The following is a 20,569-nucleotide window of genomic DNA, read 5'->3' as shown; positions in this document are numbered from 1 at the left end:
GGACATTGACCGCGGTCAAAGACGCTTTGGCCCGTACGCCTGACGGGTCCGGCATGACCACGATCACGCACGACCGCGGCGCCGCAAGGGCACGCACCCGCTGGCTGAAGCAGGCGGCCGGACCACGCGATGGCGCGGCCGGGCTGCTGTTGCTCGATACGATGGCCGCGATCGGCTTCGCGGCGGCGATCGCCGGGGGCGTGGCGGCGGTGGCGCGGGGTGGGGCGCCATGGCCATGGGCGCTGCTCGCGATCGGCGCGGGGGCGTCGCGCGGACTGTTCGCGGCGGCTGCGCTGCGCGTCGGCGCGCGCCGTGCGGCGGCGGCGAAGCGCGGGCAACGCGCCCGGGTGATCGCGGGCGCGCTGTACCGCGAGCCCGGGTTGCCGGTCGACGCGAGCATGCTGGCCGCGCAAGCCATCGATGCCGTGGAGGCGCTGGACGGGCATGTCGCGCGCTTCCTGCCCGCGCGCGCCGCCGCCACGATCGCGCCGCTGCTGGTGCTCGCCGCCACTGCCTGCGCCAGCTGGTTCGCGGCGCTGATCCTGTGCGCGACGCTGGTGCCGTTCATCGCCGCGATGATCCTTGCCGGGGGCGCGGCCGCCGATGAATCGCGCCGCCAGTTCGTCGCGCTGCACCGCCTGTCCGGGCGCTTCGCGGACCGGGTGCGGTCGCTGCCGGTCGTGCTCGCCTTTCGCGCGGAGGCGCGCGAGACGGCTGCGATCGCTGCGGCGGCGAGCGACCTGGCGCGGCGGACGATGCGCGTGCTGCTCGTCGCCTTCCTGTCGTCGGCCGCGCTGGAGTTCTTCGCGGCGCTGTCGGTCGCACTGGTCGCGGTCTATTGCGGCTTTTCGCTGCTGGGCCTGCTGCCGTTCGGCGCGCCCGAGACGTTGGGGCTCGGCAGCGCCTTCTTCGTGTTGGCACTGGCACCCGAATTCTACGCGCCGATGCGTCGCCTTGCCGCAGCCTATCACGACAAGCAGGCGGCCGAGGTAGCCGCCGAACAGCTGATGCCGCTTCCCGAGCCGATCCCGTCGGCCTGCGAGGCGATCGTCGCGCCGTTGACCGTGCGCGACGTCAGCATCCGCTATCCGGACAGCGACCGGGCGGCGGTGTCGGGCCTGTCGTTCACGGTCGCATCGGGCGAGATCGTCGCGCTGCTGGGGCCATCGGGCAGCGGCAAGACCAGCGTGCTCCACATGCTGCTCGGCCTCGCCCCTTTGTCGGGGGGTGCCTTGGAGGCGGGGGGCGGAGCGATCGCCACGCTGAGCGGGCAGGCGGGCTGGGCAGGGCAGCATCCGCTGCTGATCGCGGGCACGATCCGCGAGAACCTGTTGCTGGCGCACCGCCAGGCGGACGAGGTGGCGGTGCGGCGCGCGGTGGTGATGGCGGGACTGGACCCGGCGCTGGCGCGGCGCCTCGGCGGGCTGGACTCGCCGCTCGACGCGCGCGGCAGCGGCCTGTCCGGCGGCGAGCGGCGGCGTATCGCGCTCGCGCGCGCGTTGCTCAAGCCCGCTCCCTTCCTGCTTCTCGACGAGCCGACGGCGCATCTGGATACGGCGGCGGAGGCGGCGCTGATCGCCACCATCGCCCATGCCGCGCAAGGCCGCGCGACGGTGATCGCCACGCACAGCCCCGCGCTCGCCGCCATCGCGACGCGCATCATCCGGCTGGGAGACGTCGCATGACCCACCGCAGCCCATTGGCCGGCCTGATCGCCGCCGAACGCCGTGCGGAGCGTCGCCGCCTGCGCCACGCCGCGTGGTGCGCCGCGCTGGTCGCGGCGGCCTCGGTCGTGCTGCTCGGCCTGTCGGGCTGGTTCCTGACCGCCGCGGCGCGGGCGGGCGGGGCGGGGATCGTCGCGGCGCAAGGGTTCAACTACATGCTGCCATCGGCGGGCATCCGGTTACTGGCGATCGTGCGCACCGGCGCCCGCTATGGCGAGCGGCTGGCGGGGCATGCCGCCGCATTCGGTGCGCTGGCGCGCCTGCGCCCGGCGCTGTTCCGGGCGCTGACCGCGATGGCGCCGGAGGCGGCGCTGGCGCTTGGTCGCGGCGAGGCGACGGCACGGCTGATCGGCGACATCGATGCCGTCGAACTGCGCTTTGTTCGCCTGTCCGGACCGTGGGGTGTCATGGCGGCGCTGCTCTCGGGGGGCGCGTTGACGCTGCTCGGCGGATGGCCGGCGGCGGCAACGGTGGCCTGTGCGATCGGCACGCTTCTGCTGGGCCACCTCCTCGCCCGGCGCCTTGAGGCGCCCGGCCGGGCGGTGCAGCGCGCGACGGGTGCGTTGCGCGAAGAGGTCGCGATGCTGGCCGGCGCGGCGGCAGAGCTGCGCTGCTTCGGGTTGGAGGCCTGGGCGGTCGAGCGGATTGCCGATGCCGGGGACAGGCTGGCAGTGGCGCAAAGAAGGCAGGCGTCGGTGATGGCGGGTTTCGAATGGCTCCATGCCGCCGGCGTGGCGCTCGCCGCGGCGTCGGCGCTGATGCTGGCCGCTCCCAGAGGGGCAGCGGTCGCCGCGCTGGCGGCACTGGCGGCGGCGATGACGGTCGACGCGATCGCGCCCGTCCTGCGCACGATGACCGAACGGGGTCGGCTGGCCGAAGCCGAGGCGCGGCTCGACGCCGTCTTCGATGCCGAAAGGTCCGGTCAATCGTCCGTCCCCGCCTCGCTCGGCGATGCTTCCCTCGTCATCGACGCCGGCCGGTGCGCCATGGGCGCACGCATCGCGCTCGTCGGTCCGTCGGGAAGCGGCAAGAGCACCCTGGTCGAGGGCCTGCTCGGTCTGCGCCCGCTGATGCCCGGTCGCGTGGCGTTGCGCGGGCAGGATGCCGCCACGCTCCCGGGCGAGGTGCTCCGCGCCACATTCGCCTGGGCGCCGCAGGATGCCGCGCTGATCGCCGGGACGGTGCGCGACAACCTCTGCCTCGCCGACGCGACGGCCGATGACGACCGCCTCTGGCAGGCGTTGGCCGATGCGGGGCTGGACGCGGTGGTGCGCACGTTGCCGCAGGGGCTGGACGAATGGTTGGGTGACGACGGCGCAAGGCTGTCGGGCGGCGAGCGGCGGCGCCTGTCGCTGGCGCGGGCCTATCTGGCGCGCACACCATGGCTGCTGCTCGACGAGCCGATCGAGGGGCTGGACGGCGACCTCGCGGCGCAGGTCGCCGGGCGGCTCGATGTGCGGCTGAAGCGGACCGGGCAGGGGCTGATCGTGGTCAGCCATCGCTCCGTGCTGACCGCGCTGTGCGATCGGCAATGGCAGGCGGGCGTCGCGGCTCGGCGATCGGTAGCCTGACGGGCAGGCTCAACCGGCCACGGCGGCGAGGCGCGCTCCGTCGATCAGGCGCACCCCGCGCACGCCCGACAGTTCGATCAGGCCCTCGTCGTGGAAGGCGGTCATCTGCCGGCTGACCGTTTCGATCGCGAGGCCCAGCGCTTCCCCCATGGCGCCGCGTGACAACGGCAGGCGGAACGCCTCCGGTCCGCGGGCTTCGCACCGGCGCGCCATGTCGAGCAGCAGCGCCGCCACGCGCGCATCGGCCCGCGCGCGGGCCAGCATCGGCATCCAGCGGCGCGTTTCGGCCAGCGTCGCCATCGTCCGCCGCAATACCAGCCGCCGCGCAGCGGGATGGTCGGCGAGCACCGTCTCCAGCGCCAGACGCGGGTAGACGCACAGATCCGCCTCGCTCAGCGCCGCAATCGTATCGAGGGACCGTTCGGCGAACAGGGTGCCGACGAAATCGCCTGGATAGAGCAGGCCGACGATCTGCACGCGACCATCCGGTTCCGACCGCGCCACCTTCAACACGCCTGACACCAGGTTCGCGCAGGTGAGCGACGGGTCGCCTGCCCAGCACACCCGCTGCCCGGTGGCGACACGGCGCCGCCGGCCGATACGGTGAAGCGCGGCGAGTTCCGCATCCTGCAGGCCGGCACACATTGCCGTCTCGCGCACCGCGCACGCGGCGCAGCGGGACGGTGGCTCAGACGGCATGGCTGAAGCGCGCGTCGTCGACCACGCGCCATGCGTCGATGGCGGCGGCGATGGTGCGGGCATAGGGCAGGGCGGCGTCCGACAGTTGCAGGCGCGTACCCTGCCAGGCGATCAGGCTGACCGATTCGAACGCGTGGAGGCGCGCTTTCACGGCGTCCCGTTCGGGTAGGTTGGCAAGGTCCGCCCGCCCCTGGCACAGCAAGGTCTCGATCGCACGGCCGCGCTGTTGTTCCAGCGCGCTGCGCCGTATGCCGCGCGCGGTGGCGAACCGGCCGGCACCGATCCCCGCGTGCCAGTCGCCCGCGTTTTTGGCGTTCTGCAGCAAGCGATCGGGAAACTGGCTGATCGCGCTGGCGCCCAGGCCGATCAGGATGTCGGCGCGATCCTCCGTGAAACCCTGGAAGTTGCGGCGGAGCGTGCCGTCCGCGGCGGCGCGGGCCAGCGCGTCGCCGGGCAGCGCGAAATGATCGAAGCCGACCGGGCGATACCCCGCCGCGGTCAGCCGCTCATGCGCCAGTGCCGCCTGTCCGAAGCGCGCCGCCGCATCCGGTAACGCGGTCGCGTCGATCCGACGTTGCCGCGGGATCATGTGCGGGACGTGAGCATAGCCGAACACGGCGAGGCGTTCCGGCGCGAGTGCCAGCGTCGCCTCCAGCGTCGCCGCCAGCGCCGCATCGTCCTGACCGGGCAGCCCGTACATCAGGTCGAAATTGATCGATGCCACGCCGGCGCCGCGCAGCAGTTCCACCGTGCGGACGATATCGGCGCGCGGCTGGACGCGCCCGATCGCGGCCTGCAGCGCAGGATCGAAGGTTTGCACGCCAAGGCTGACGCGGGTGACCCCGCCATCCGCCAGCACCGCCGCCCAGTCCGCATCGAACCCGCGCGGATCGACCTCGACCGACACGATCGCATCCGCGCATGCGAACGCCCTGCGCAGATGGGCGACGAGTGCGGCAAAGGCGACCGGCGGGATCGCATTGGGGCTGCCGCCCCCGAACGCGATCCGCCCGATCCGCCCGCGCCCGCCCAGGCGCCTGGTCACCAGATCGATCTCGTCGTGCAGCCGCGCCAGATACCCCTCGAGCCGCGCCGTCCGGTTCGCTGCGCCGGTGTTGCAGCCGCAATACCAGCAGATCGTCCGGCAATAGGGGATATGCAGGTACAGTGAGATCGGCGCGGCCGCCCCGACCGCGTCGAGCGCTGCGGCCATGTCGTCCGGGCCGACCGTGCCGCCGAATTCGGCTGCGGTGGGATAGCTGGTGTAACGCGGCACGGGCCGGGCGAGCAGATCGGCGTGATAGGACCACATGCCGCAGGTCGTGTGCGAACCGCGGCGCGATGCCTTTGACCGCGGTCAAACCCAGGGTTGTCGGCCGTCAAGGCGGGGTCATGCCGCCGCGCCTAACTGGGGCTCCTGACCAGCAAGGGAAATTTGGCATGACCATCATCAGGGCCACCGTCGGCCTGCTCGCGATCGTCGCGGCGGCAGCCGGCGCCCCCGCCGTGGCGCAGGAGACCGGTCGGGACGACGCGCGCGTGGGGGTGCGGGCCGGCGACGTCCTGTTGCGCGCACGCGCGATCCTCGTCGCCCCCGACGAGCGGTCGGGGGGCATCCGGCCCGCACTGCCCGGCGAAGCGGTCAAGGTGGGCAACAGCGTCATGCCGGAGGTCGATGCGACCTACATGGCGACCGACACGATCGGCTTCGAACTGATCGCCTCGACCACGAAGCATGGGATCGGCGGGGTGCGCGGCACGACGGGCGCGATCGGCGATCTCGCGTCGACCTGGGTGCTGCCTCCGACGCTCACCGTCCAATACCATGTCGCGCCCAGGGGCCACGTCCGCCCGTATGTCGGTGCTGGCATCAACTACACCATCTTCTGGAATGAAAAGGCCTCGTCCGGGCTGCAGTCGGCGGTCGGCCGGACCGGCGTGCACCTGAAGAACAGCTTCGGCTGGGCCGCGCAGGCGGGCGTGGATATCGACATCACGCCCAAGGTGTTCATGAACCTCGACGTCAAATATATCGACATCGACACCGAAGCCCGCCTCGACACCGCTGTGCTCGGCCGCCAGCGCGTGAAGGTCGCGCTCGATCCTCTGGTGTTCGGCGTCGGCCTCGGCGTGCGGCTGTAGGATCGGGCGGGCTTCGTCAAACCAACATGGCGGGCGGGGCAGGAGGCTGATAACGGTCCGGGACGAGTCAGAGATCGAGAGCGCTCCCACCTAGCCCGTTTCGCCGTTTCAACTCGTCGCCTGAAGTGATCCGGCTGGTGGTTCTGATGTACGTGCGCTTCCCGTTGCCGCTGCCGAACGTCGAGGATCTGCTATTCGAGCGCGGCATCGATATCTGTCATGAGACGGTGAGCTGTGGTGAAACAGGTTTGGTCCGCTCTTCGCCGGTGACATCCGTCGGCAGCGGGTTACCCGCCTGCACGAAAGTCCCCGCTTCCAGTCTATCTGCATGCTTTGCAGCCGCGGGGATCGTAGGGCCCGACGGATGAATGGATGTCCGCTTCTGGAGTGCCGACAAGTGCAGCTGAATGTCTGCAAGTGGGTCCTCTTCGCAACCAGGTGTCGAGGCGTTTCCACGAACCCACCACCTTCAACTCCATGGAGGTGAGTAGCCTGTCGATAGAGCGCCGAACGCCGAGAAGGTTCGGCAACGGCGTAGGGCAGCAGCATCGTGCGTCCGCTGAGCAGCTTCAAACGACGTGGGGACGTAGAGGTGCTCTACGATCAGGTCACGGGCGTCCTTCCGGCATGGCGCCAGGCTGCTGAGATGGCGTCTCGACAAGTATCCGGGTCAGTACATCTTGGAACAGATGATCCACGAGGTGCGGCCGGCCGAGCTTGCGACGATGAATCATGCGCCCGGTGCAAGACGGGAGTGAGAAGTCTGAACGCTGACGGCCGTCCGAGGCTAGGAACGCGCGGCGCCTACGGAGGCTTCCTTGTCGGGTTAGACGAGTGACAACCCGACTGCGCCGATCTCCAGCGCGCCCTGCTCCTGTTTGTCGATGACGCGCATCGCTGCAGCGTGGCCGGCCGCCCAGCGGCGCTCTACCGTGGGTCCGGAGAAGTCCAATGCCTTGCCAGCGACCTCGTCATCTTGTTGCGTGTATTCGAGCCTGATCAGCGAGACGGCCCGGTCCTTCCGCCCCATGTACTCGTCTCGCCATCGCTCGATCGAGCGTCTCGATTGAGCAGCGAAGATGAGGTCCTGCATCCGACCTGCCGCTTCACCGGGCGTCGCGGGCAGCCGTCCATCGAGCGGCAGAAGGTCGACGGCGATGCAGAGCGTTAATTGGGACGGCGGATCGGACAACACAGGGTCCAGAGGCAGATTCGCCGAAAGCCCGCCGTCCACCAACCATCTGCCGTTGATCTCAACCGGGGGGAAGAGAACCGGGAGGGCGGCGCTGGCACGTATATGGTGTGAACGAATGTCGTGCGTGCCGGTATCGAAGATGACATCCTCACCCGTCGCCAGGTCGACGGCCGTCGCAGTGAACCGGCAGGAGCCGTCATTCAGCCTGGCGAAGTCGATGGCGCCGTCGAGTGTGGCGGCGAGCTGCTCGGTTTTGAAAATCGAAGGCCGGTGGTTCGCCCAAGGCGTCAATGCCGACATGACGGGACCGAAGATGCCCGCCCGTCCGGCGACCGCCGTCCACGCCACGGCCGCTGATCGGCGGCTGGTCTCGAAACCTGGAGAAAGCCACGGTTGCGCCAGATCCATCGGTCCGATCACGTGCGGCCGCCAAAAGGAGCGCAACGCATTGATCCTGCCTCCGGGTGGCGAGCCGGCGATCAGCGCTCCATTGATGGCACCGATCGACGCTCCGACGACCTAGTCCGGCTGTAGGCCATGCGTATGGAGTGCTTCATAGACCCCGGCCTGAAAGGCACCCAGCGCGTTACCGCCACTGAGGACTAGCACGACATCAAAGTCTCGGGCCGGACGCTCGGCGCTGCCTGTTCCCGTCATCTCCGCCTACTGGACCATAGGCTGCGAACAACGGTGGCGCCTGCGGCAAGGACCGTAAGTGCAAGCAGCGGTGAAGGCGCCTTCTGGATTTGCAGCGCGATGCTGGATCGTCGTGCATGGACCTTCTGGCTGCCGCGCAGTGCGTCCGTGCGGGGACGATGCAGGTTGTCTTGGCGCGTGGCATCTCCGGGATCGTCGGGCTTCTGCTGCAGCGTGGTGCCCGTCACCTCCATGATGACGTCGGTCAGCCGCGCCGCCATCTGCCCGAGCATCGACGAGAGCAGCCCGCCGCCGCCCGCGTACAGGGTCCGTCGTGGATGGGCGCAGGCGAACAGGATCGCATCGGCGACGACGCTCGGCGCGTAGAGCGGCGGCGGCAGGCGTGCAGGTTCGTCCATGAAGTTGCGCGCATGCTCCGGAAACGGTGTGTCGATCGCGCCGGGCTTGACGAGGGTGACCGAGATGCCTGTCTTCTCCCGTTCGAGCTCCATGCGCAGGGTGTCGGTCAGCGCCTGCACCGCGTGCTTGGTCGCGCAGTACGGCCCCTGCTGCACGATCGAGCGGTCGCCGAGGATGGACCCGACGTTGATGATGGCACCGCCGCCACGCGCGCGTAGATGACGCGCAGCGGCAAGCGAGCCGTGAAGCGTACCGAAGTAGTTGACGTCGAAGACCCGTCGGTGGTCCTCTGGCGGCACCTGCTCGAGCGTGCCGTAGGTGCCCACGCCCGCATTGTTGACCCAGCTGTCGAAGCCGCCGAACGCCTCGGTTGCGGCATCGACGATCCGATCCACCGCGGCGGCGTCGCTTACATCCGCGACGCAGGTTGCGATACGACCGCCGCTTGTTGCGAGACGATGCCTCAAGGCCTCAAGCGCGGCTGCGTTCCGGGCCACGGCGACGACAGCCGCTCCTCGCGTGACCGCCTCCTCCACCGTCGCCAATCCGTTGCCGCTTGTCGCACCTGTCACGACGATGACCTGCTCACGCAGCGGTTTCGATTTGATCGTCATGAACCATCCCATCTCGCACAACCTGGAAGAGCCAGCCGTGGATTGTCGTGTGAACGCTGGGCCGCGCGCCGGCCGTTAGACCGGCGCGCTCCTCATGTTAGTCCCTGTGGACGTCAGCCATGCGGGCGCAGGACCACCTTGATGACGCCTTCCTTCTTGTCGCGGAACTTCTCGTACATCGCGGGCGCGTCCTCCAGGCTGGCCGGATGCGTGACGACGAAGCTCGGGTCGATGTCGCCCGCTTCGATGCGTGCGAGCAAGGGTGCCGTGTAGCGCTGCACATGGGTCTGCCCGGTCTTGATGGTCAGGCCCTTGTTCATCATCGCCCCGATCGGGACCTTGTCGCCCATCCCGACGTACACGCCCGGGATCGACACGGTGCCGCCCATCCGGCAGCTCATGATCGCCTCGCGCAGGACGTGCACGCGGTCGGTGGCGAGGAACGTCGCCGCCTTCACCTTGTCGAGGACCGAGTCCGCCGAGCCATGTGCCGAGGCCTCGCAGCCGACGGCATCGATGCAGCTGTCGGGTCCACGGCCTTTGGTGCGGAACTGCAACTCGTCGTAAACGTCATCGACCTGCGAGAAGTCGATCGTCTCCGCGCCGCCGGCTTCGGCCATCGCGAGGCGCTCGGGCACCTCGTCGATGGCGATGACGCGTCCAGCGCCCAGCATCAGCGCGGAGCGGATGGTGAACTGGCCGACCGGACCGCAGCCCCAAATGGCGACGGTGTCACCAGGCTCGATCTGCGCGTTCTCGGCGGCCATGTAGCCGGTCGGGAAGATGTCGGAGAGGAACAGCGCCTGCTCGTCGGTCACGCTGTCGGGCACCTTGATCGGGCCGACGTCGGCCATGGGCACGCGCAGGTACTCGGCCTGGCCGCCGCAATAGCCGCCGAGCATGTGGCTGAAGCCGAACAAGCCGGCAGGCGAGTGGCCCATCGCCTTGATCGCCATCTCGGCATTGGGGTTGGTGCGCTCGCACGCCGAGAACAGGCCCTTGCGGCAGAAGAAGCAGTCGCCGCAGCTGATGGTGAAGGGAACGACGACCCGATCACCGATCTTCAGGTTGGTCACCTCAGAGCCCAGCGCGACCACAACGCCCATGTTCTCGTGGCCAAGGATGTCGCCTGCCTCCATCGTCGGCTGGTAGCCGTCGAGGAGATGGAGATCGGACCCGCAGATTGCGCACGCCGTCACCTTGATGATGGCATCGCGTGGATGCTGGATCTCGGGTTCAGGAACGGTGTCGACGCGTACGTCGCCCTTTCCATGCCAGCAGAGTGCGCGCATCGAAAATCTCCTTGTCAGGGGTTCGCATCACGGCTCGGTGATACGTTCGAATGGGCAACGATCCTGCTAGCGTTTCAGGCCCGACCAATATGCCGCGCGCGCCGACAAGCACCGTAAGTCCAATCGCTTGGATCGTTGAGCCCGATGTCGCAGCCATCGCGTTGTTCGATGTGGATGGAGAACAGCCCATGACTGACGCCAACGCACCGGGCGACGACCGCGGCTCGAACAACCACGAGCTCTATGACGATGCGGCGAAGCGGCCGTTCGATCCCGACGGCGGTGAGGACGAAGCCAGCGTCACCGAAGATGGCAGCGAGGGCGATCTGAACGACGATCGGAAGCCGCTGAACGCGACATCCCTATCGAGTGGATCACAGAAGGACGAGAACAGATCGTCGAAAGCTGATCAGGATGTCGCTTCGCAGGTCGATGCGGATGATCCCCAAAAGACCGAGAAGCTCGCCAAAGCGGGTCGCGACATCGATGCGGACGAAGGAGCCGACTAACTTCCTGACCTGTCCAACCTTCTGCTTACTGATGTGAGCCCCTCCACTGGAAAGAGAACACCATGAGCACGAGCCTGAGTGCAAAATTCGATACCCGGCGTGAAGCGGAGATGACGGTCGAGCGACTGGTCCAGCAGTTCGGGATCGAACGAACGGACATCTTCATCGCGGCTGACGGGCCCAACAACACCGTCGGCGTCGAGGAGGCCGGATCGGATACCGAGGCCGGGGAGCCAACACCTGAGGACCGCGATGATGCAGCGCTCGAAGGTCGAGTGGTGGTCTCGGTCGACATCGAGGAGGACGGCGTCGCTGACGAAGTCCGTTCGGCCTTTGAGGAGTTCCACTCCGCGGACGTCGCCGACGACTGATCGGTTGCGATCATGGGTCTCACCGGCCCATGATCGCGCAGGTCGTTGCTGCACCAATGGCCTGTCCAGCGTGCCTCCTCAGCCGTTCAGCGGCGAAGCTTCGAAGTCAGCGAGCAGGGCGGCGACGTCGTCGTACAGCGCCACGGCTCCCGAGGCCGTCAGCGTCTCGTCGCTGAACTTGCCCGAGCGGACGCCCACTGCGGCGATGCCGCACTTGGCGGCCGCTTCGATGTCGTAGGGCGTGTCACCGACGACGATCACCTCATTGGCACTGAGCGGCGACAGCTTCTTGAGCGCGGTGGCAAAGATGTCAGGCGCAGGCTTGGTCTTCTCCACGTCATCCGACGTGGTCGAGACGCTGATGATCTCGCGGGCATCCAGCAGAGCGGAATAGTGGTCGAGTTCATCCGACGACGCAGAGGAGGCCAGTACGACTTGCCGGCCGCTGCCCTTGACCCTGACGAGCAAATCCTTCGCGGCGGCGAAGGGTTTCACCTGTTCCAGGTAATTAGCCTTGAAGATCCGGCCGTGCTCCTCGCCCATCCTATCCTGCTCGGCCGCGCCGGTGTTGGGCAGTAGCGTCGGCACGAGCATGTCGGTGCCCTTGCCGATTTGGTCATGGACCACCTGATCGTCGAATGTCGCGCCAGTCTGGCTAAAGACGGCCTGCCATGCCGCCACGTGGTAGTCGTTGCTGTCCACGAGGGTGCCGTCGATGTCGAATAATACCGCCTTGATCGTCATGGTGTCGCCGCTCCTGAGTTACCGTTCCAACGCACGGCAGACGGTGATCGGCACCACGAGATAGTGCGTTTGGCACTGCTGCTCGGTGGGCTGCGAGTTAGACGATGAAGCGTCGGGGATAGCAGCGGACCGTTCATCATCACCGCCTCCGATCACGATGAACAAGTGTCCGCTTCCAGGGCAGATCAAAATGCCGGTGAATTACCGGAGATGGGTCAAGTAGGCTGAGGCGGCTTAACGTCGATAGTCGGTCAACGGCGCCCACGTAAGCGCGTTGCATTCCCGGTCGCCGCAGCATGTATCGGTTCCAGTGCTCGTCCGGCAGCCCCAATGGCATGGTGCCCAATGCGGGCTGATGAGGCGGCAGCGCTCCCCGCTGATCGCGTCGACCTCATGATCTCGGCCTGGATCGCCTGCATGTCGCGCGTGATCGACAGGCCCGCCTGTGTGAACGCTTCGGTTTTCTCGGCCACCATCTTGTATAGCTCGGGCCAGTCGCCCGTCAGAGGACTGACGGCAGCCGCCCCGATCATCGGCATGCGGGCGTTCACGACCGCCGGCACAGCGGCCATTGTCTCAAACATGCGAAGGGCGGTCGTGCAACCCTCCATCCACATGTCGAACCACAGGAACGACGAAGGCGTGCGTTTCGTCATACCTCAACTCCTACACAGGAACCGGCCGCGGCCGTGCCGCTCGACCTATTGCCTGATTGACCCGCCGTTACGAGCCAGATCGTGTGGTCCGGGTTGCCGTCCCCTCCGTCTGTGTCGATGCTGAACTCTTCGACTTCGAAGCCGGCCGCACGGACGCGATAGGAGAAGCTGTTGTCCGGGTAAGCCGACCAGATCGCGAGCACGCCGCCCGGCCGTAGCGCCGCGCTCGCCGCGCGCAGGCCCCAGTCGGAGTAAAGCCGCTCGTTGGCGAGGCTGATCAGCCCGTCCGGGCCATTGTCGACATCGAGGAGAATGGCGTCGAAGCCGGCAGGTTGCTCGACGATCAGGTCGTGTACGTCCCGCACCTCGACGGATACCCTCGGATCAACGAGCGAGCTGCCGAACAGATGGCGCAGGTGTCCGCCAGCCCATGCCACGATCGTGGGCACGAGCTCCGCGACGATGATGCTGGCGTCGCTTGGGAGAGTGGCTCGCGCTGCTGCGAGGGTGAACCCCATGCCCAAACCGCCGATCAGGACGCGCGGCGCTTCACCCAGTCCGCCGAGGGCAAGGGTCGCGAGCGCCTGCTCCGACCGATAGGACCAGCTTCCCATCAGTTGTTCGTTCCCGAACATGATCTCGTAGTGCGGTCCATGACGCAGGAGGCGCAGCTCGCCTCCGCCGGGTATCTCGGCCGTGTCGACGAGCAAGCCTGCTCGCGGCCGACCGCGGCTGCTGATGGCGGGATCGACGGTCGTCAAGCTCAGCTGCCGCGACGATCGGGTGCGACAAACCCGCGGTCCGGGTTCTCGCTCGTGTCGGCCAGCAGCTTGTCAGAAGCCGCCTTGATGCGAGCTGCGTCGGCTCGCTCGCTGCGGACGGCGAGTGCATCCCAGGCCTGCGCTGCACGCTCGCACCGTTCGCGTACGTTTTGGAGGGGCGATGCCTCTGCGGCCGACCGTTGTCGAGCAGCCTCGCCGCGATAAAGAGGTAGTGATGACATGGCGGCTCCTGAGCTGTGAGAGTTCGGCGGTGACCGTGCTGGCCACCGCCGATCGACCCTGCTCAGGCAGTCTGGAGGTTCACCGCAGATGTTTTGCCACGACGATCCGTCTCCAGCTCATAGGAAACGCGCTCGTCCTTGTTGAGCGTGCGCATTCCGGCGCGCTCTACCGCTGTGATATGGACGAAGGCGTCGGTGCTGCCGTCTTCAGGCGCGATGAAGCCATAGCCCTTGTCGGCGTTAAAGAATTTGACTGTGCCGGTAATCATATGGGTATCCTCTGTCCCATGCGTGGTCGGGCATGCGCAAACAGCGGCGCATCCCGGCTTCGTGAGGCTAGAAAGGGACAAGGGGAGCCTAAGCGGCCCAATATCCGTCGCAGGCGACGTTTAGCTGTCCGAATATAGGTGATCGGTGCCGGAAAGATAGTCCGGCATCCGGAATATCTCCGTAGCTCCTGCATGCCGTCTGATGCGTTCACCCCGGCATGAAGTTTCGCATTCGTCATAGCACCACCTATCGCTACCACCGTCCGGTGACGCTCGGGCCCCATCGATTGCTGCTGACGCCGCGTGGCGATCATGATCTGCGGGTGCTCGAAAGCGAGCTCGACTGCGTGCCGACGACTGATCTGGTATGGGCGCAGGACGTGTTCGGCAACGTCGTCGTCACCGCCCGCTTCACCGAGCCGGCCTCCGAACTCGTCATTGCGGTCGATAGCTTGGTCGAACAATCGGCGCCGGAATGGCCTGTGTTCCGGATCGCGCCGACCGCGCATGCCTACCCGTTTCGCTATTCGGACGATGAGGCTGCCGACCTTGGTGCGTTACTACTTCCCACCCACGCCGACGAGGACGGCGCGCTGGCACGCTGGGCCGAAGGTTTCGTCCTCAGCTCGCCGACCGACACGCTCTCTCTGCTGAAGGACATCAACGCTGGCATTACCGCGGCGGTCGCCTACCGAACGCGCGACGAGGAAGGCACGCAGGCGCCGCTCGAGACGCTCTCCGCCGGCAGCGGTTCCTGCAGGGATATCGCCGCGCTGTTCATCGACGCGGTCCGACACCTTCGCTTCGGCGCGCGGGCCGTGTCCGGCTACCTCTTCGATCCCGATGCGGCGAGCGACGATGGCGGGTCCACTCACGCCTGGGCGGAAGTCTACCTGCCCTGCGCGGGGTGGATCGCGTTCGATCCGACGCACCAGCGGGTTGGATCGGCCAACCTGATCGCCGTTGCCGTGGGTCGCTGCAACGGACAGATCATGCCGGTTACCGGTGGCTACACTGGTGATGTCGGCGACTTCGCTGGAATGGAGGTTTCGGTAACGGTCAAGCAGGAGTGATGCACCACGACCCGCCGACGACTATGTGGATGCCATATCGGATGGTGCAGCCCAAGAGCTGTCGCACCATCCATCGGCGCGCTGGCGGGCACATCGCGGGCGCGCCGTAACCAGCTACCACCTACGCGGATGGCAGCAGCCATAGCCCCGCTGCTACGACGACGTACTCGCTCAAAAATGTGCGTGCGCCGTAGCGCCATCAGCGCGCACATTTTTGGTTTGGGCTACGTTGCCCTCTTCACTGAGCAGGCAGCTGCGCGCTTCATCCTGAGGTGACCGCCGCCGAGGTGGCGCGGATCCCTGCGTTCTGGAGCGCCACTATCGACCTGGAGCGCCACTATCGACTCCAGGTTCTCAGCGGAGCGCGCTGGACCTGACCCGTGAGAACTCGCTTGCCGAACGCCTTGCGCATCGTTTCTGCCGCTGCACTGCTCATCAGGACGACTCTCGTCCCGCCGGACTGGAGCACCTCTATGGCGCTGATGGTGGCTCCATGATTGGCACAGGCGGCACGCACATTTTTCTCGTCCATGCCCAGGTTGATCCCTCGCGACGTAGAAGGTCGGTCGCCTGCGCTGCTCGTTGCTTGGCGCCAGCTCATGCAATCGGTGCCGAGTTGGCAGTGGCACCCGCCTCCTGCTGGAACCTGCGGATGCGTGCGGCATAGCCCTGAGCGAGACCGAGATGAGCGGCACGAGCTTCAGAGCCAGCGGCAGTTTCTGCTGCGACCAGCGACAGCTGATGGCGGCTCAGGATGTAATTCAGGTCCACGAGTGGTCTCCCGTTCGTAAGCGGGAGCGCGATAGTCTCTCAGCCGGCAGCGCCTACAATGGGGTTGCTGCAGATGAGATCGTTTAACACGCCTTCGCCGGGAAAGCGACAACTGAATGAAATTGGCGACAATTGCCTAAGATCGTGGATTGCCGCGCCATGCGGCACACGTACGGAACTTGGTCGAACGCCGGAGTGTCAGGATGAAGCGCGGCTTGGAATAGACCAGTGTCGATCTTCGTGCGGGCGAACTTCTGCCTGCGGAGCCAGCCCCTACCAGCAGGTAACTCCTCCGTACTCTCGGCCAGGATCGTTACATGGCCGAGCAAACCGTTGCCGAACATCACCGAGCGAACGTCGAGAAGGAGCGGCGATATGCTACGGAAGCGACAATGGCGAACATACGGGCGTTGCACTCCCGCGCCGCCGGCCGCTGGCTGAAGATGGCGGCGAGAGCGGAGAAAGCGGGGTTACGGTAATTGCTGGGCTTAGTCGCCCCGCTCGTAGCAAATCCCAGCACAGATTTGTCGGCCGTGAAAGGACCTTAGCGGACGGCCGGTTCTGGGTTCGCCCTCCAGCGGCCTTAACGACCGGAGCTGGGTCTACTGTAGCGCCGCACGCCCGAGGATCTGCTTACCTCTTCGTTGTGATCGGCTTGCTTGGCAGCCATCCTCCTGCCGTCGCGACGTAAAGGCGGGCGACGTTGAGGAACTGCCGCGTCCGCGCAACGACTAAACCATTGCTGGCGCGCTGGTAGAGGCGCTCGGTCTCCAGCACCTGCAGGATGCCGGAGTTGCCGACCTCGAAGCTGCGCCGCGATAGATGGCGCGAGCGGTCCGCGACCGCGAGCGAGGCTTGCTGGTCGGCGACCGAGCGGGTGTCGTTCTGCATCGCCGAGAGCAGGTCGGCGACCTGGCTGAACGCGACCAGCACGGTCTGTTCGTAGCTCGCCTGACTGGCGCGGGCACGGTCGACCGCCGCTGCGCGCTCGGCCTTCAGCGTGCCTCCCTGAAAGATCGGCGCAGTCAGCCCGGCGAACAGGTCGTAGCCACGAAAGGCGTTTTTGACGAGGTCGCCGACCGCCGGCGCGCCCTGCGTCAAAGTCGCGCCTAAGGTGATGTCGGGATAGAGGCGCGCGGTGGCGACGCCAATCGCGGCGGTGGCGGCGTGCAGCTGCGCCTCCGCTTGGAGGATGTCGGGGCGGCGGTGGACCAGCGCAGACGGGAGCGCCACCGGGATTGTCGCCGGCAGGGTCAGCCGGTCGAGCGCGATGTCTGTCGGCGGTAACGCGTCGGGTGTGGTGCCGATGAGAGTCGCGAGCAGGTGCCGCGCTTCCGCCAATTGTTGGTCGAGCTGCGGCAGATCGCCGCGATCGGCGGCATATTGGCTCTGCGCGTTAAGCACCTCAACCAACGTGCCCTCGCCGCCGGCACGGCGCTTTTGCGTCAAGTCGACGTTGCGCTGGTCGTCAGCGAGCAGCGCGCGGGAGGTGGCGATCTGCGCGTTGAGGGCGGCGATGGTCAGCACCTGATTGACCACCTGTTCGGCGATCGACAGATGCGCCGCCTCGGTCTGGCGCTGCTGCGCCTCCGATTGCGCTGCGCTCTCCTCGACGCTGCGGCGCAGGCCGCCGAATAAGTCGAGGTCGTAGCTGATGCCGCCGCCGACGGTGTAGAGGTTGAATTCCGGATTGCCGCCCGGTGCGAGCGGATTGTTGCCGGAAAAGCCAAAGGCGGCAAGGTTGACCTGCTGCTGGTCGACGCGGGCGTTGGCGTCGACCTGCGGCAGGCGACGGCCGGCGATGGCGCGAACCTCGTCGCGGCTGGCGGCGAGCGTCGCGTTGCTTGCGGCGAGGCTGCGGTTGTGGGCGATCGCCTGATCGACCAGCGCGTCGAGCTGCGGCGAGCCGAAGGCGGTCCACCAGCGCTGCTCCGGCCCGTCACCGAACGCCACGCGCGGCGGCGGCGCCTCGCCGGCGGGCTGGTAGCCGGTCGCGGCGGGGGCCTGCGGCCGCGCGAAATCGGGGCCGACAGTGCAGCCGGCGAGCGCGCCGGCCACGACGGCGGAGAGGAGCAGGGGGACAACGCGCATCGGATCAGTCCATGTGGATCGTCGGGCCGTCGCCGCCGCCGGCGCGGGGGCGGCGCATCAGCAGCAGCAGCGGGATGACGGCGAGGGTGAGGAGGAAGAGCAGCCAGAAGGCATCGACGTAGGAGACCATCGCCGCCTGGCGCGTGATCTGCGCGTTGAGCATGGCGACCGCCGACGGCGCGTCGAAGTCGAAGGCGGACGGCAGCAGCGGATTGTCCGGCCGGATGCCCTCGACCAGCCGCGCATGCACCGTCGCGCCGTTGCGGATGGTCAACGCCTGCAGCATCGAGATGCCGACTGCCGAGCCGATGTTGCGGGTCAGCGTGAACATCGCTGCGCCCTCATTGCGGTAGCGCGCGTTTAGCGTCGCGAAGGCGATCGTGGTCAGCGGCACGAAGACAAGCCCGGTGCCGATGCCCTGAATGAAGCCCGAGACGATCACCAGCCGCTCGTTCATGCCGAGCGTGAAGCCCGACATGATGTGCAGTGAGTAAGCGGCGATGGCGAAGCCGACGAAGATCAGGATGCGCGCATCGACCGTCTTGATCAGCCGGCCGACGACGATCATCGAGATCAACGTACCGATGCCGCGCGGCGCGGTGACCAGCCCGGTCAGCACCACCGGATAGCCCATCAGCGTCTCCAGCATCGTCGGCAGCAGCGCCAGCACGCCGAATAGCACGGTGCCGAGGAAGAAGCCGAAGATCGAGCCGGTCAGGAAGTTGCGATCCTTGAACATGCCGATGTCGATGAACGGGCGCCGCGCGGTCAGCGTGTGGACGACGAACAGGTAACCGAAGAACAGGCCGAGCGCCGCCTCGAGGCAGATCTCGGTCGAGCTGAACCAGTCCTTGGTCTGGCCGCGGTCGAGCATCAGCTGGATCGAGCCGATCGCCAGCGCCAGCATCGCGAAGCCGAACAGGTCAAGCCGCGGCCGCGCGGCATCCTTGGTCTCGGTGAGGAACCCCGACAGGCCGGCGAAGGCGAGCGCGCCGATCGGCAGGTTGATGTAGAAGACCCAGCGCCACGACAGATTGTCGGTCAGCCAGCCGCCGAGCGCCGGGCCGATGATCGGCCCCAGGATCGCGCCCATCCCCCATACCGCCATCGCCGGGCCGTGGCGTTCGGGCGGGTTGATGTCGAGCAGGATCGCCTGGCTCATCGGCACCAGCGCCGCGCCGAACACGCCTTGGAGCAGGCGGAAGCCGACCAGCTCGCCGAGGCTATTGGCGATGCCGCACAGGCCGGAGACGGCGGTGAAGCCGACGATCGACCACAGCATCAGCCGCTTGCGCCCGAACCGCCCGGCCAGCCAGCCGGTTAGCGGGGTCATGATCGCGGCGGCGACGATGTAGGAGGTGAGCACCCAAGTGATCTCCTCACCCGAGGCGGAGACGCTGCCCTGGATATGCGGCAGCGCGACGTTGGCGATCGTGCTGTCGAGCGAGTTCATCACCGTCGCCGCCATCACCGCGGCGGTGATGAAGCGGCGCGAAACCGGGTCCGGATAGGTGCCGGTCATCGCGCGGCGGCGTCACTGCCGAACAGGTGGCGGCGGTGGCCGGTGTCGACCTTGACCTCGACGCTGAGCCCGGCGTGCAGCGGCACGCCCGGCGGTACGCGGTCGATGCTGAACTCGACCGGCAGGCGCTGGACGACCTTGACCCAATTGCCCGTCGCATTCTCCGCCGGCAGCAGCGCGAAGCTGTTGCCGGTGCCGGGGCTGAAGCTGGTCAGCCGGCCGATCAGCTCCAGATCCGGGAAGGCATCGACGTGGAAGGTCGCGCGCTGGCCGACGCGCATATGGTTGAGCTGGTCTTCCTTGAAATTGCCCTCGACCCACAGGCGCGTGCCGGCGAGCGTGAACACCGGCTTGGCGGCCGTGACGTAGCTGCCGCGCTGGAGCTGGTCGACCTTGGTGACGATGCCCTCCTGTGCGGCGCGCACCACCGTATAGCCGAGGTTGAGGCGGGCGCGTTCCAGCGCCGCCTCGGCGCGCTGCACCGCCGGCTGCGCCGCGGTCGGCGCGTCGACGCTGCCGGTCAGCGTCGCGGCGACGCCGGCGTTCTGCTGCACCGAGGTCTGGATCTGCTGACGCGCGGTCTGCGCCGCGAGCACCGCCTGATCGTACTGGTTCTGCGACGAGATACCCTCTGCGAGCAGCGACTTCTGCCGCGCCGCCTCACGGTCCGCATAGGCGAGGCGCGCGCGGGCGGCGGCGAGGCCGGCCTCGCCCTCGCGGTAATTGGCGCGCAGCGACGACACCTGGGTGCGGGCGTTGGCGAGCTCTGCCGCCGCCTCGTCGACCGCGGCCTGGAAGGGGGCGGGATCGATCCGGAACAGTATGTCACCGGCGCGGACGCGCTGGTTGTTGTGGACCATCACCGCGACCACCGGTCCGCTGACGCTAGCGGCGACCGGCACCAGTCCCGCCTGGATATAGCCGTTGTCGGTCGACTGGTAGCGGCCGCCGCTCAGATAGAAGAACAGGCCGATCGCGACCGCGAAGATCGGCGCTGCGAGCAGCAGGGGCAGGCGCAGCCGGCTGCGTCGCACCGTGGTCGGGTCGGTCGCCTGCACTACCGGAGCGGGATCGGTGATCGGCGGCGCATCGGCCAGCGCGTCTGGGTCGGGGCGGGAATGGGGGCGGTCATCCAGGCTCATATTACCTCGCGGATCCGGGGACTCGCCCCGATGATCTCGGTCAATGTCGCGCCGGTGCACCCGCAAGGAATGGAAAGCAACCTGATAATGAGGCAGCTTACAGATAAGTAGCATTGACCTTTCTC

The 20,569-nt window shown here is 67.4% G+C and carries 19 protein-coding genes and 2 pseudogenes; 7 read left to right on the top strand and 14 right to left on the bottom strand.

Going from position 1 to position 20,569, the window contains the following annotated elements:
• Window positions 1-53 precede the first annotated feature (53 nt).
• Window positions 54-1,685, top strand: a complete 1,632-nt coding sequence (gene cydD / locus ACTZQ5_RS00310; RefSeq protein ID WP_443583158.1) for a thiol reductant ABC exporter subunit CydD — start codon at window positions 54-56, stop codon at window positions 1,683-1,685.
• On the top strand, window positions 1,682-3,295 hold the full coding sequence (locus ACTZQ5_RS00305; protein ID WP_443583157.1) for an amino acid ABC transporter ATP-binding/permease protein: 1,614 nt from the start codon (window positions 1,682-1,684) through the stop codon (window positions 3,293-3,295). The genes cydD and ACTZQ5_RS00305 overlap by 4 nt, the downstream gene beginning before the upstream one ends.
• 9 nt (window positions 3,296-3,304) lie before the next feature.
• Here the strand turns inward: ACTZQ5_RS00305 and ACTZQ5_RS00300 are convergent, their stop codons facing one another.
• Complete coding sequence (locus tag ACTZQ5_RS00300) at window positions 3,305-3,955, bottom strand: Crp/Fnr family transcriptional regulator (protein ID WP_443583156.1); 651 nt, start codon at window positions 3,953-3,955, stop codon at window positions 3,305-3,307.
• 28 nt (window positions 3,956-3,983) lie between these two features.
• Window positions 3,984-5,306, bottom strand: coding sequence for a radical SAM protein (locus tag ACTZQ5_RS00295; RefSeq protein ID WP_443583155.1), 1,323 nt, complete (start codon window positions 5,304-5,306; stop codon window positions 3,984-3,986).
• 128 nt (window positions 5,307-5,434) lie between these two features.
• Here ACTZQ5_RS00295 and ACTZQ5_RS00290 point away from each other — a divergent pair, with 128 nt between their 5' ends.
• Both ACTZQ5_RS00290 and ACTZQ5_RS00285 read left to right on the top strand, forming a co-directional pair.
• Entirely contained in the window at window positions 5,435-6,136 is a 702-nt protein-coding gene (locus ACTZQ5_RS00290) for an OmpW/AlkL family protein (RefSeq protein WP_443583154.1), read from the top strand.
• Between the two features lie 125 nt (window positions 6,137-6,261).
• Window positions 6,262-6,434 (top strand): annotated as a pseudogene (locus tag ACTZQ5_RS00285) (IS6 family transposase); the annotation flags it as partial.
• Window positions 6,435-6,962: 528 nt separating this feature from the next.
• Here ACTZQ5_RS00285 and ACTZQ5_RS00280 read toward each other — a convergent pair.
• The 4 genes and pseudogenes from ACTZQ5_RS00280 to ACTZQ5_RS00265 all read right to left on the bottom strand — a co-directional run bounded on the left by ACTZQ5_RS00280 (window position 6,963) and on the right by ACTZQ5_RS00265 (window position 10,293).
• Complete coding sequence (locus ACTZQ5_RS00280) at window positions 6,963-7,229, bottom strand: DUF3734 domain-containing protein (protein WP_443583688.1); 267 nt, start codon at window positions 7,227-7,229, stop codon at window positions 6,963-6,965.
• Window positions 7,230-7,340: 111 nt separating this feature from the next.
• Window positions 7,341-7,838: pseudogene (locus tag ACTZQ5_RS00275) on the bottom strand (patatin-like phospholipase family protein); the annotation flags it as partial.
• A 146-nt stretch (window positions 7,839-7,984) separates the two neighbouring features.
• A complete protein-coding gene (locus ACTZQ5_RS00270) occupies window positions 7,985-9,001 on the bottom strand; it encodes an SDR family oxidoreductase (protein WP_443583153.1) in 1,017 nt (338 codons plus the stop codon).
• A 113-nt stretch (window positions 9,002-9,114) separates the two neighbouring features.
• Window positions 9,115-10,293, bottom strand: a complete 1,179-nt coding sequence (locus ACTZQ5_RS00265; protein WP_443583152.1) for a zinc-dependent alcohol dehydrogenase — start codon at window positions 10,291-10,293, stop codon at window positions 9,115-9,117.
• Between the two features lie 188 nt (window positions 10,294-10,481).
• Between ACTZQ5_RS00265 and ACTZQ5_RS00260 the strand changes: the two genes are divergently transcribed.
• Window positions 10,482-10,802, top strand: coding sequence for a hypothetical protein (locus ACTZQ5_RS00260; RefSeq protein ID WP_443583151.1), 321 nt, complete (start codon window positions 10,482-10,484; stop codon window positions 10,800-10,802).
• Between the two features lie 62 nt (window positions 10,803-10,864).
• Window positions 10,865-11,173 carry a hypothetical protein gene (locus tag ACTZQ5_RS00255; protein ID WP_443583150.1) on the top strand — a complete coding sequence of 103 codons (309 nt, stop codon included), beginning with the start codon at window positions 10,865-10,867 and terminating at the stop codon, window positions 11,171-11,173.
• 78 nt (window positions 11,174-11,251) lie between these two features.
• Here ACTZQ5_RS00255 and ACTZQ5_RS00250 read toward each other — a convergent pair whose 3' ends face one another.
• From ACTZQ5_RS00250 to ACTZQ5_RS00235, 4 genes are all read right to left on the bottom strand, one after another.
• Window positions 11,252-11,917 (bottom strand): HAD family hydrolase, encoded by a 666-nt coding sequence (locus ACTZQ5_RS00250; RefSeq protein WP_443583149.1) that lies wholly within the window; start codon window positions 11,915-11,917, stop codon window positions 11,252-11,254.
• Between the two features lie 251 nt (window positions 11,918-12,168).
• Window positions 12,169-12,573 (bottom strand): hypothetical protein, encoded by a 405-nt coding sequence (locus ACTZQ5_RS00245; RefSeq protein ID WP_443583148.1) that lies wholly within the window; start codon window positions 12,571-12,573, stop codon window positions 12,169-12,171.
• Window positions 12,570-13,334 carry a spermidine synthase family protein gene (locus ACTZQ5_RS00240; RefSeq protein WP_443583147.1) on the bottom strand — a complete coding sequence of 255 codons (765 nt, stop codon included), beginning with the start codon at window positions 13,332-13,334 and terminating at the stop codon, window positions 12,570-12,572. Before ACTZQ5_RS00240 ends, ACTZQ5_RS00245 begins: the two co-directional genes overlap by 4 nt.
• A gap of 304 nt (window positions 13,335-13,638) precedes the next feature.
• Entirely contained in the window at window positions 13,639-13,845 is a 207-nt protein-coding gene (locus ACTZQ5_RS00235) for a cold-shock protein (RefSeq protein ID WP_443583146.1), read from the bottom strand.
• 218 nt (window positions 13,846-14,063) lie between these two features.
• Between ACTZQ5_RS00235 and ACTZQ5_RS00230 the strand changes: the two genes are divergently transcribed.
• A complete protein-coding gene (locus tag ACTZQ5_RS00230) occupies window positions 14,064-14,918 on the top strand; it encodes a transglutaminase family protein (RefSeq protein ID WP_443583145.1) in 855 nt (284 codons plus the stop codon).
• Window positions 14,919-15,515: 597 nt separating this feature from the next.
• Here the strand turns inward: ACTZQ5_RS00230 and ACTZQ5_RS00225 are convergent.
• From ACTZQ5_RS00225 to ACTZQ5_RS00210, 4 genes are all read right to left on the bottom strand, one after another.
• Window positions 15,516-15,689, bottom strand: coding sequence for a hypothetical protein (locus ACTZQ5_RS00225; protein ID WP_443583144.1), 174 nt, complete (start codon window positions 15,687-15,689; stop codon window positions 15,516-15,518).
• 633 nt (window positions 15,690-16,322) lie between these two features.
• Window positions 16,323-17,780, bottom strand: a complete 1,458-nt coding sequence (locus tag ACTZQ5_RS00220; RefSeq protein ID WP_443583143.1) for an efflux transporter outer membrane subunit — start codon at window positions 17,778-17,780, stop codon at window positions 16,323-16,325.
• A 4-nt stretch (window positions 17,781-17,784) separates the two neighbouring features.
• A complete protein-coding gene (locus tag ACTZQ5_RS00215) occupies window positions 17,785-19,302 on the bottom strand; it encodes a DHA2 family efflux MFS transporter permease subunit (protein ID WP_443583142.1) in 1,518 nt (505 codons plus the stop codon).
• Window positions 19,299-20,444 (bottom strand): HlyD family secretion protein, encoded by a 1,146-nt coding sequence (locus ACTZQ5_RS00210; RefSeq protein ID WP_443583141.1) that lies wholly within the window; start codon window positions 20,442-20,444, stop codon window positions 19,299-19,301. Before ACTZQ5_RS00210 ends, ACTZQ5_RS00215 begins: the two co-directional genes overlap by 4 nt.
• Between the last annotated feature and the right edge of the window lie 125 nt (window positions 20,445-20,569).

Source organism: Sphingomonas cellulosilytica (assembly GCF_052321755.1).
In the GTDB taxonomy this organism is placed as follows: domain Bacteria; phylum Pseudomonadota; class Alphaproteobacteria; order Sphingomonadales; family Sphingomonadaceae; genus Sphingomonas.
The sequence above is the reverse complement of the archived record's forward strand: the minus strand, read 5'-3'. Positions and strand labels throughout refer to the sequence as shown.

What these genes read in the sequence shown, in the direction of transcription:
- cydD (WP_443583158.1), top strand. Translation starts at nt 54, where the DNA reads ATGACCACGATCACGCACGACCGCGGCGCCGCAAGGGCACGCACCCGC.
- ACTZQ5_RS00305 (WP_443583157.1), top strand. Translation starts at nt 1,682, where the DNA reads ATGACCCACCGCAGCCCATTGGCCGGCCTGATCGCCGCCGAACGCCGT.
- ACTZQ5_RS00295 (WP_443583155.1), bottom strand. Translation starts at nt 5,306, where the DNA reads ATGTGGTCCTATCACGCCGATCTGCTCGCCCGGCCCGTGCCGCGTTAC.
- ACTZQ5_RS00290 (WP_443583154.1), top strand. Translation starts at nt 5,435, where the DNA reads ATGACCATCATCAGGGCCACCGTCGGCCTGCTCGCGATCGTCGCGGCG.
- ACTZQ5_RS00280 (WP_443583688.1), bottom strand. Translation starts at nt 7,229, where the DNA reads ATGCAGGACCTCATCTTCGCTGCTCAATCGAGACGCTCGATCGAGCGA.
- ACTZQ5_RS00270 (WP_443583153.1), bottom strand. Translation starts at nt 9,001, where the DNA reads ATGACGATCAAATCGAAACCGCTGCGTGAGCAGGTCATCGTCGTGACA.
- ACTZQ5_RS00265 (WP_443583152.1), bottom strand. Translation starts at nt 10,293, where the DNA reads ATGCGCGCACTCTGCTGGCATGGAAAGGGCGACGTACGCGTCGACACC.
- ACTZQ5_RS00260 (WP_443583151.1), top strand. Translation starts at nt 10,482, where the DNA reads ATGACTGACGCCAACGCACCGGGCGACGACCGCGGCTCGAACAACCAC.
- ACTZQ5_RS00255 (WP_443583150.1), top strand. Translation starts at nt 10,865, where the DNA reads ATGAGCACGAGCCTGAGTGCAAAATTCGATACCCGGCGTGAAGCGGAG.
- ACTZQ5_RS00250 (WP_443583149.1), bottom strand. Translation starts at nt 11,917, where the DNA reads ATGACGATCAAGGCGGTATTATTCGACATCGACGGCACCCTCGTGGAC.
- ACTZQ5_RS00245 (WP_443583148.1), bottom strand. Translation starts at nt 12,573, where the DNA reads ATGACGAAACGCACGCCTTCGTCGTTCCTGTGGTTCGACATGTGGATG.
- ACTZQ5_RS00235 (WP_443583146.1), bottom strand. Translation starts at nt 13,845, where the DNA reads ATGATTACCGGCACAGTCAAATTCTTTAACGCCGACAAGGGCTATGGC.
- ACTZQ5_RS00230 (WP_443583145.1), top strand. Translation starts at nt 14,064, where the DNA reads ATGAAGTTTCGCATTCGTCATAGCACCACCTATCGCTACCACCGTCCG.
- ACTZQ5_RS00220 (WP_443583143.1), bottom strand. Translation starts at nt 17,780, where the DNA reads ATGCGCGTTGTCCCCCTGCTCCTCTCCGCCGTCGTGGCCGGCGCGCTC.
- ACTZQ5_RS00215 (WP_443583142.1), bottom strand. Translation starts at nt 19,302, where the DNA reads ATGACCGGCACCTATCCGGACCCGGTTTCGCGCCGCTTCATCACCGCC.
- ACTZQ5_RS00210 (WP_443583141.1), bottom strand. Translation starts at nt 20,444, where the DNA reads ATGAGCCTGGATGACCGCCCCCATTCCCGCCCCGACCCAGACGCGCTG.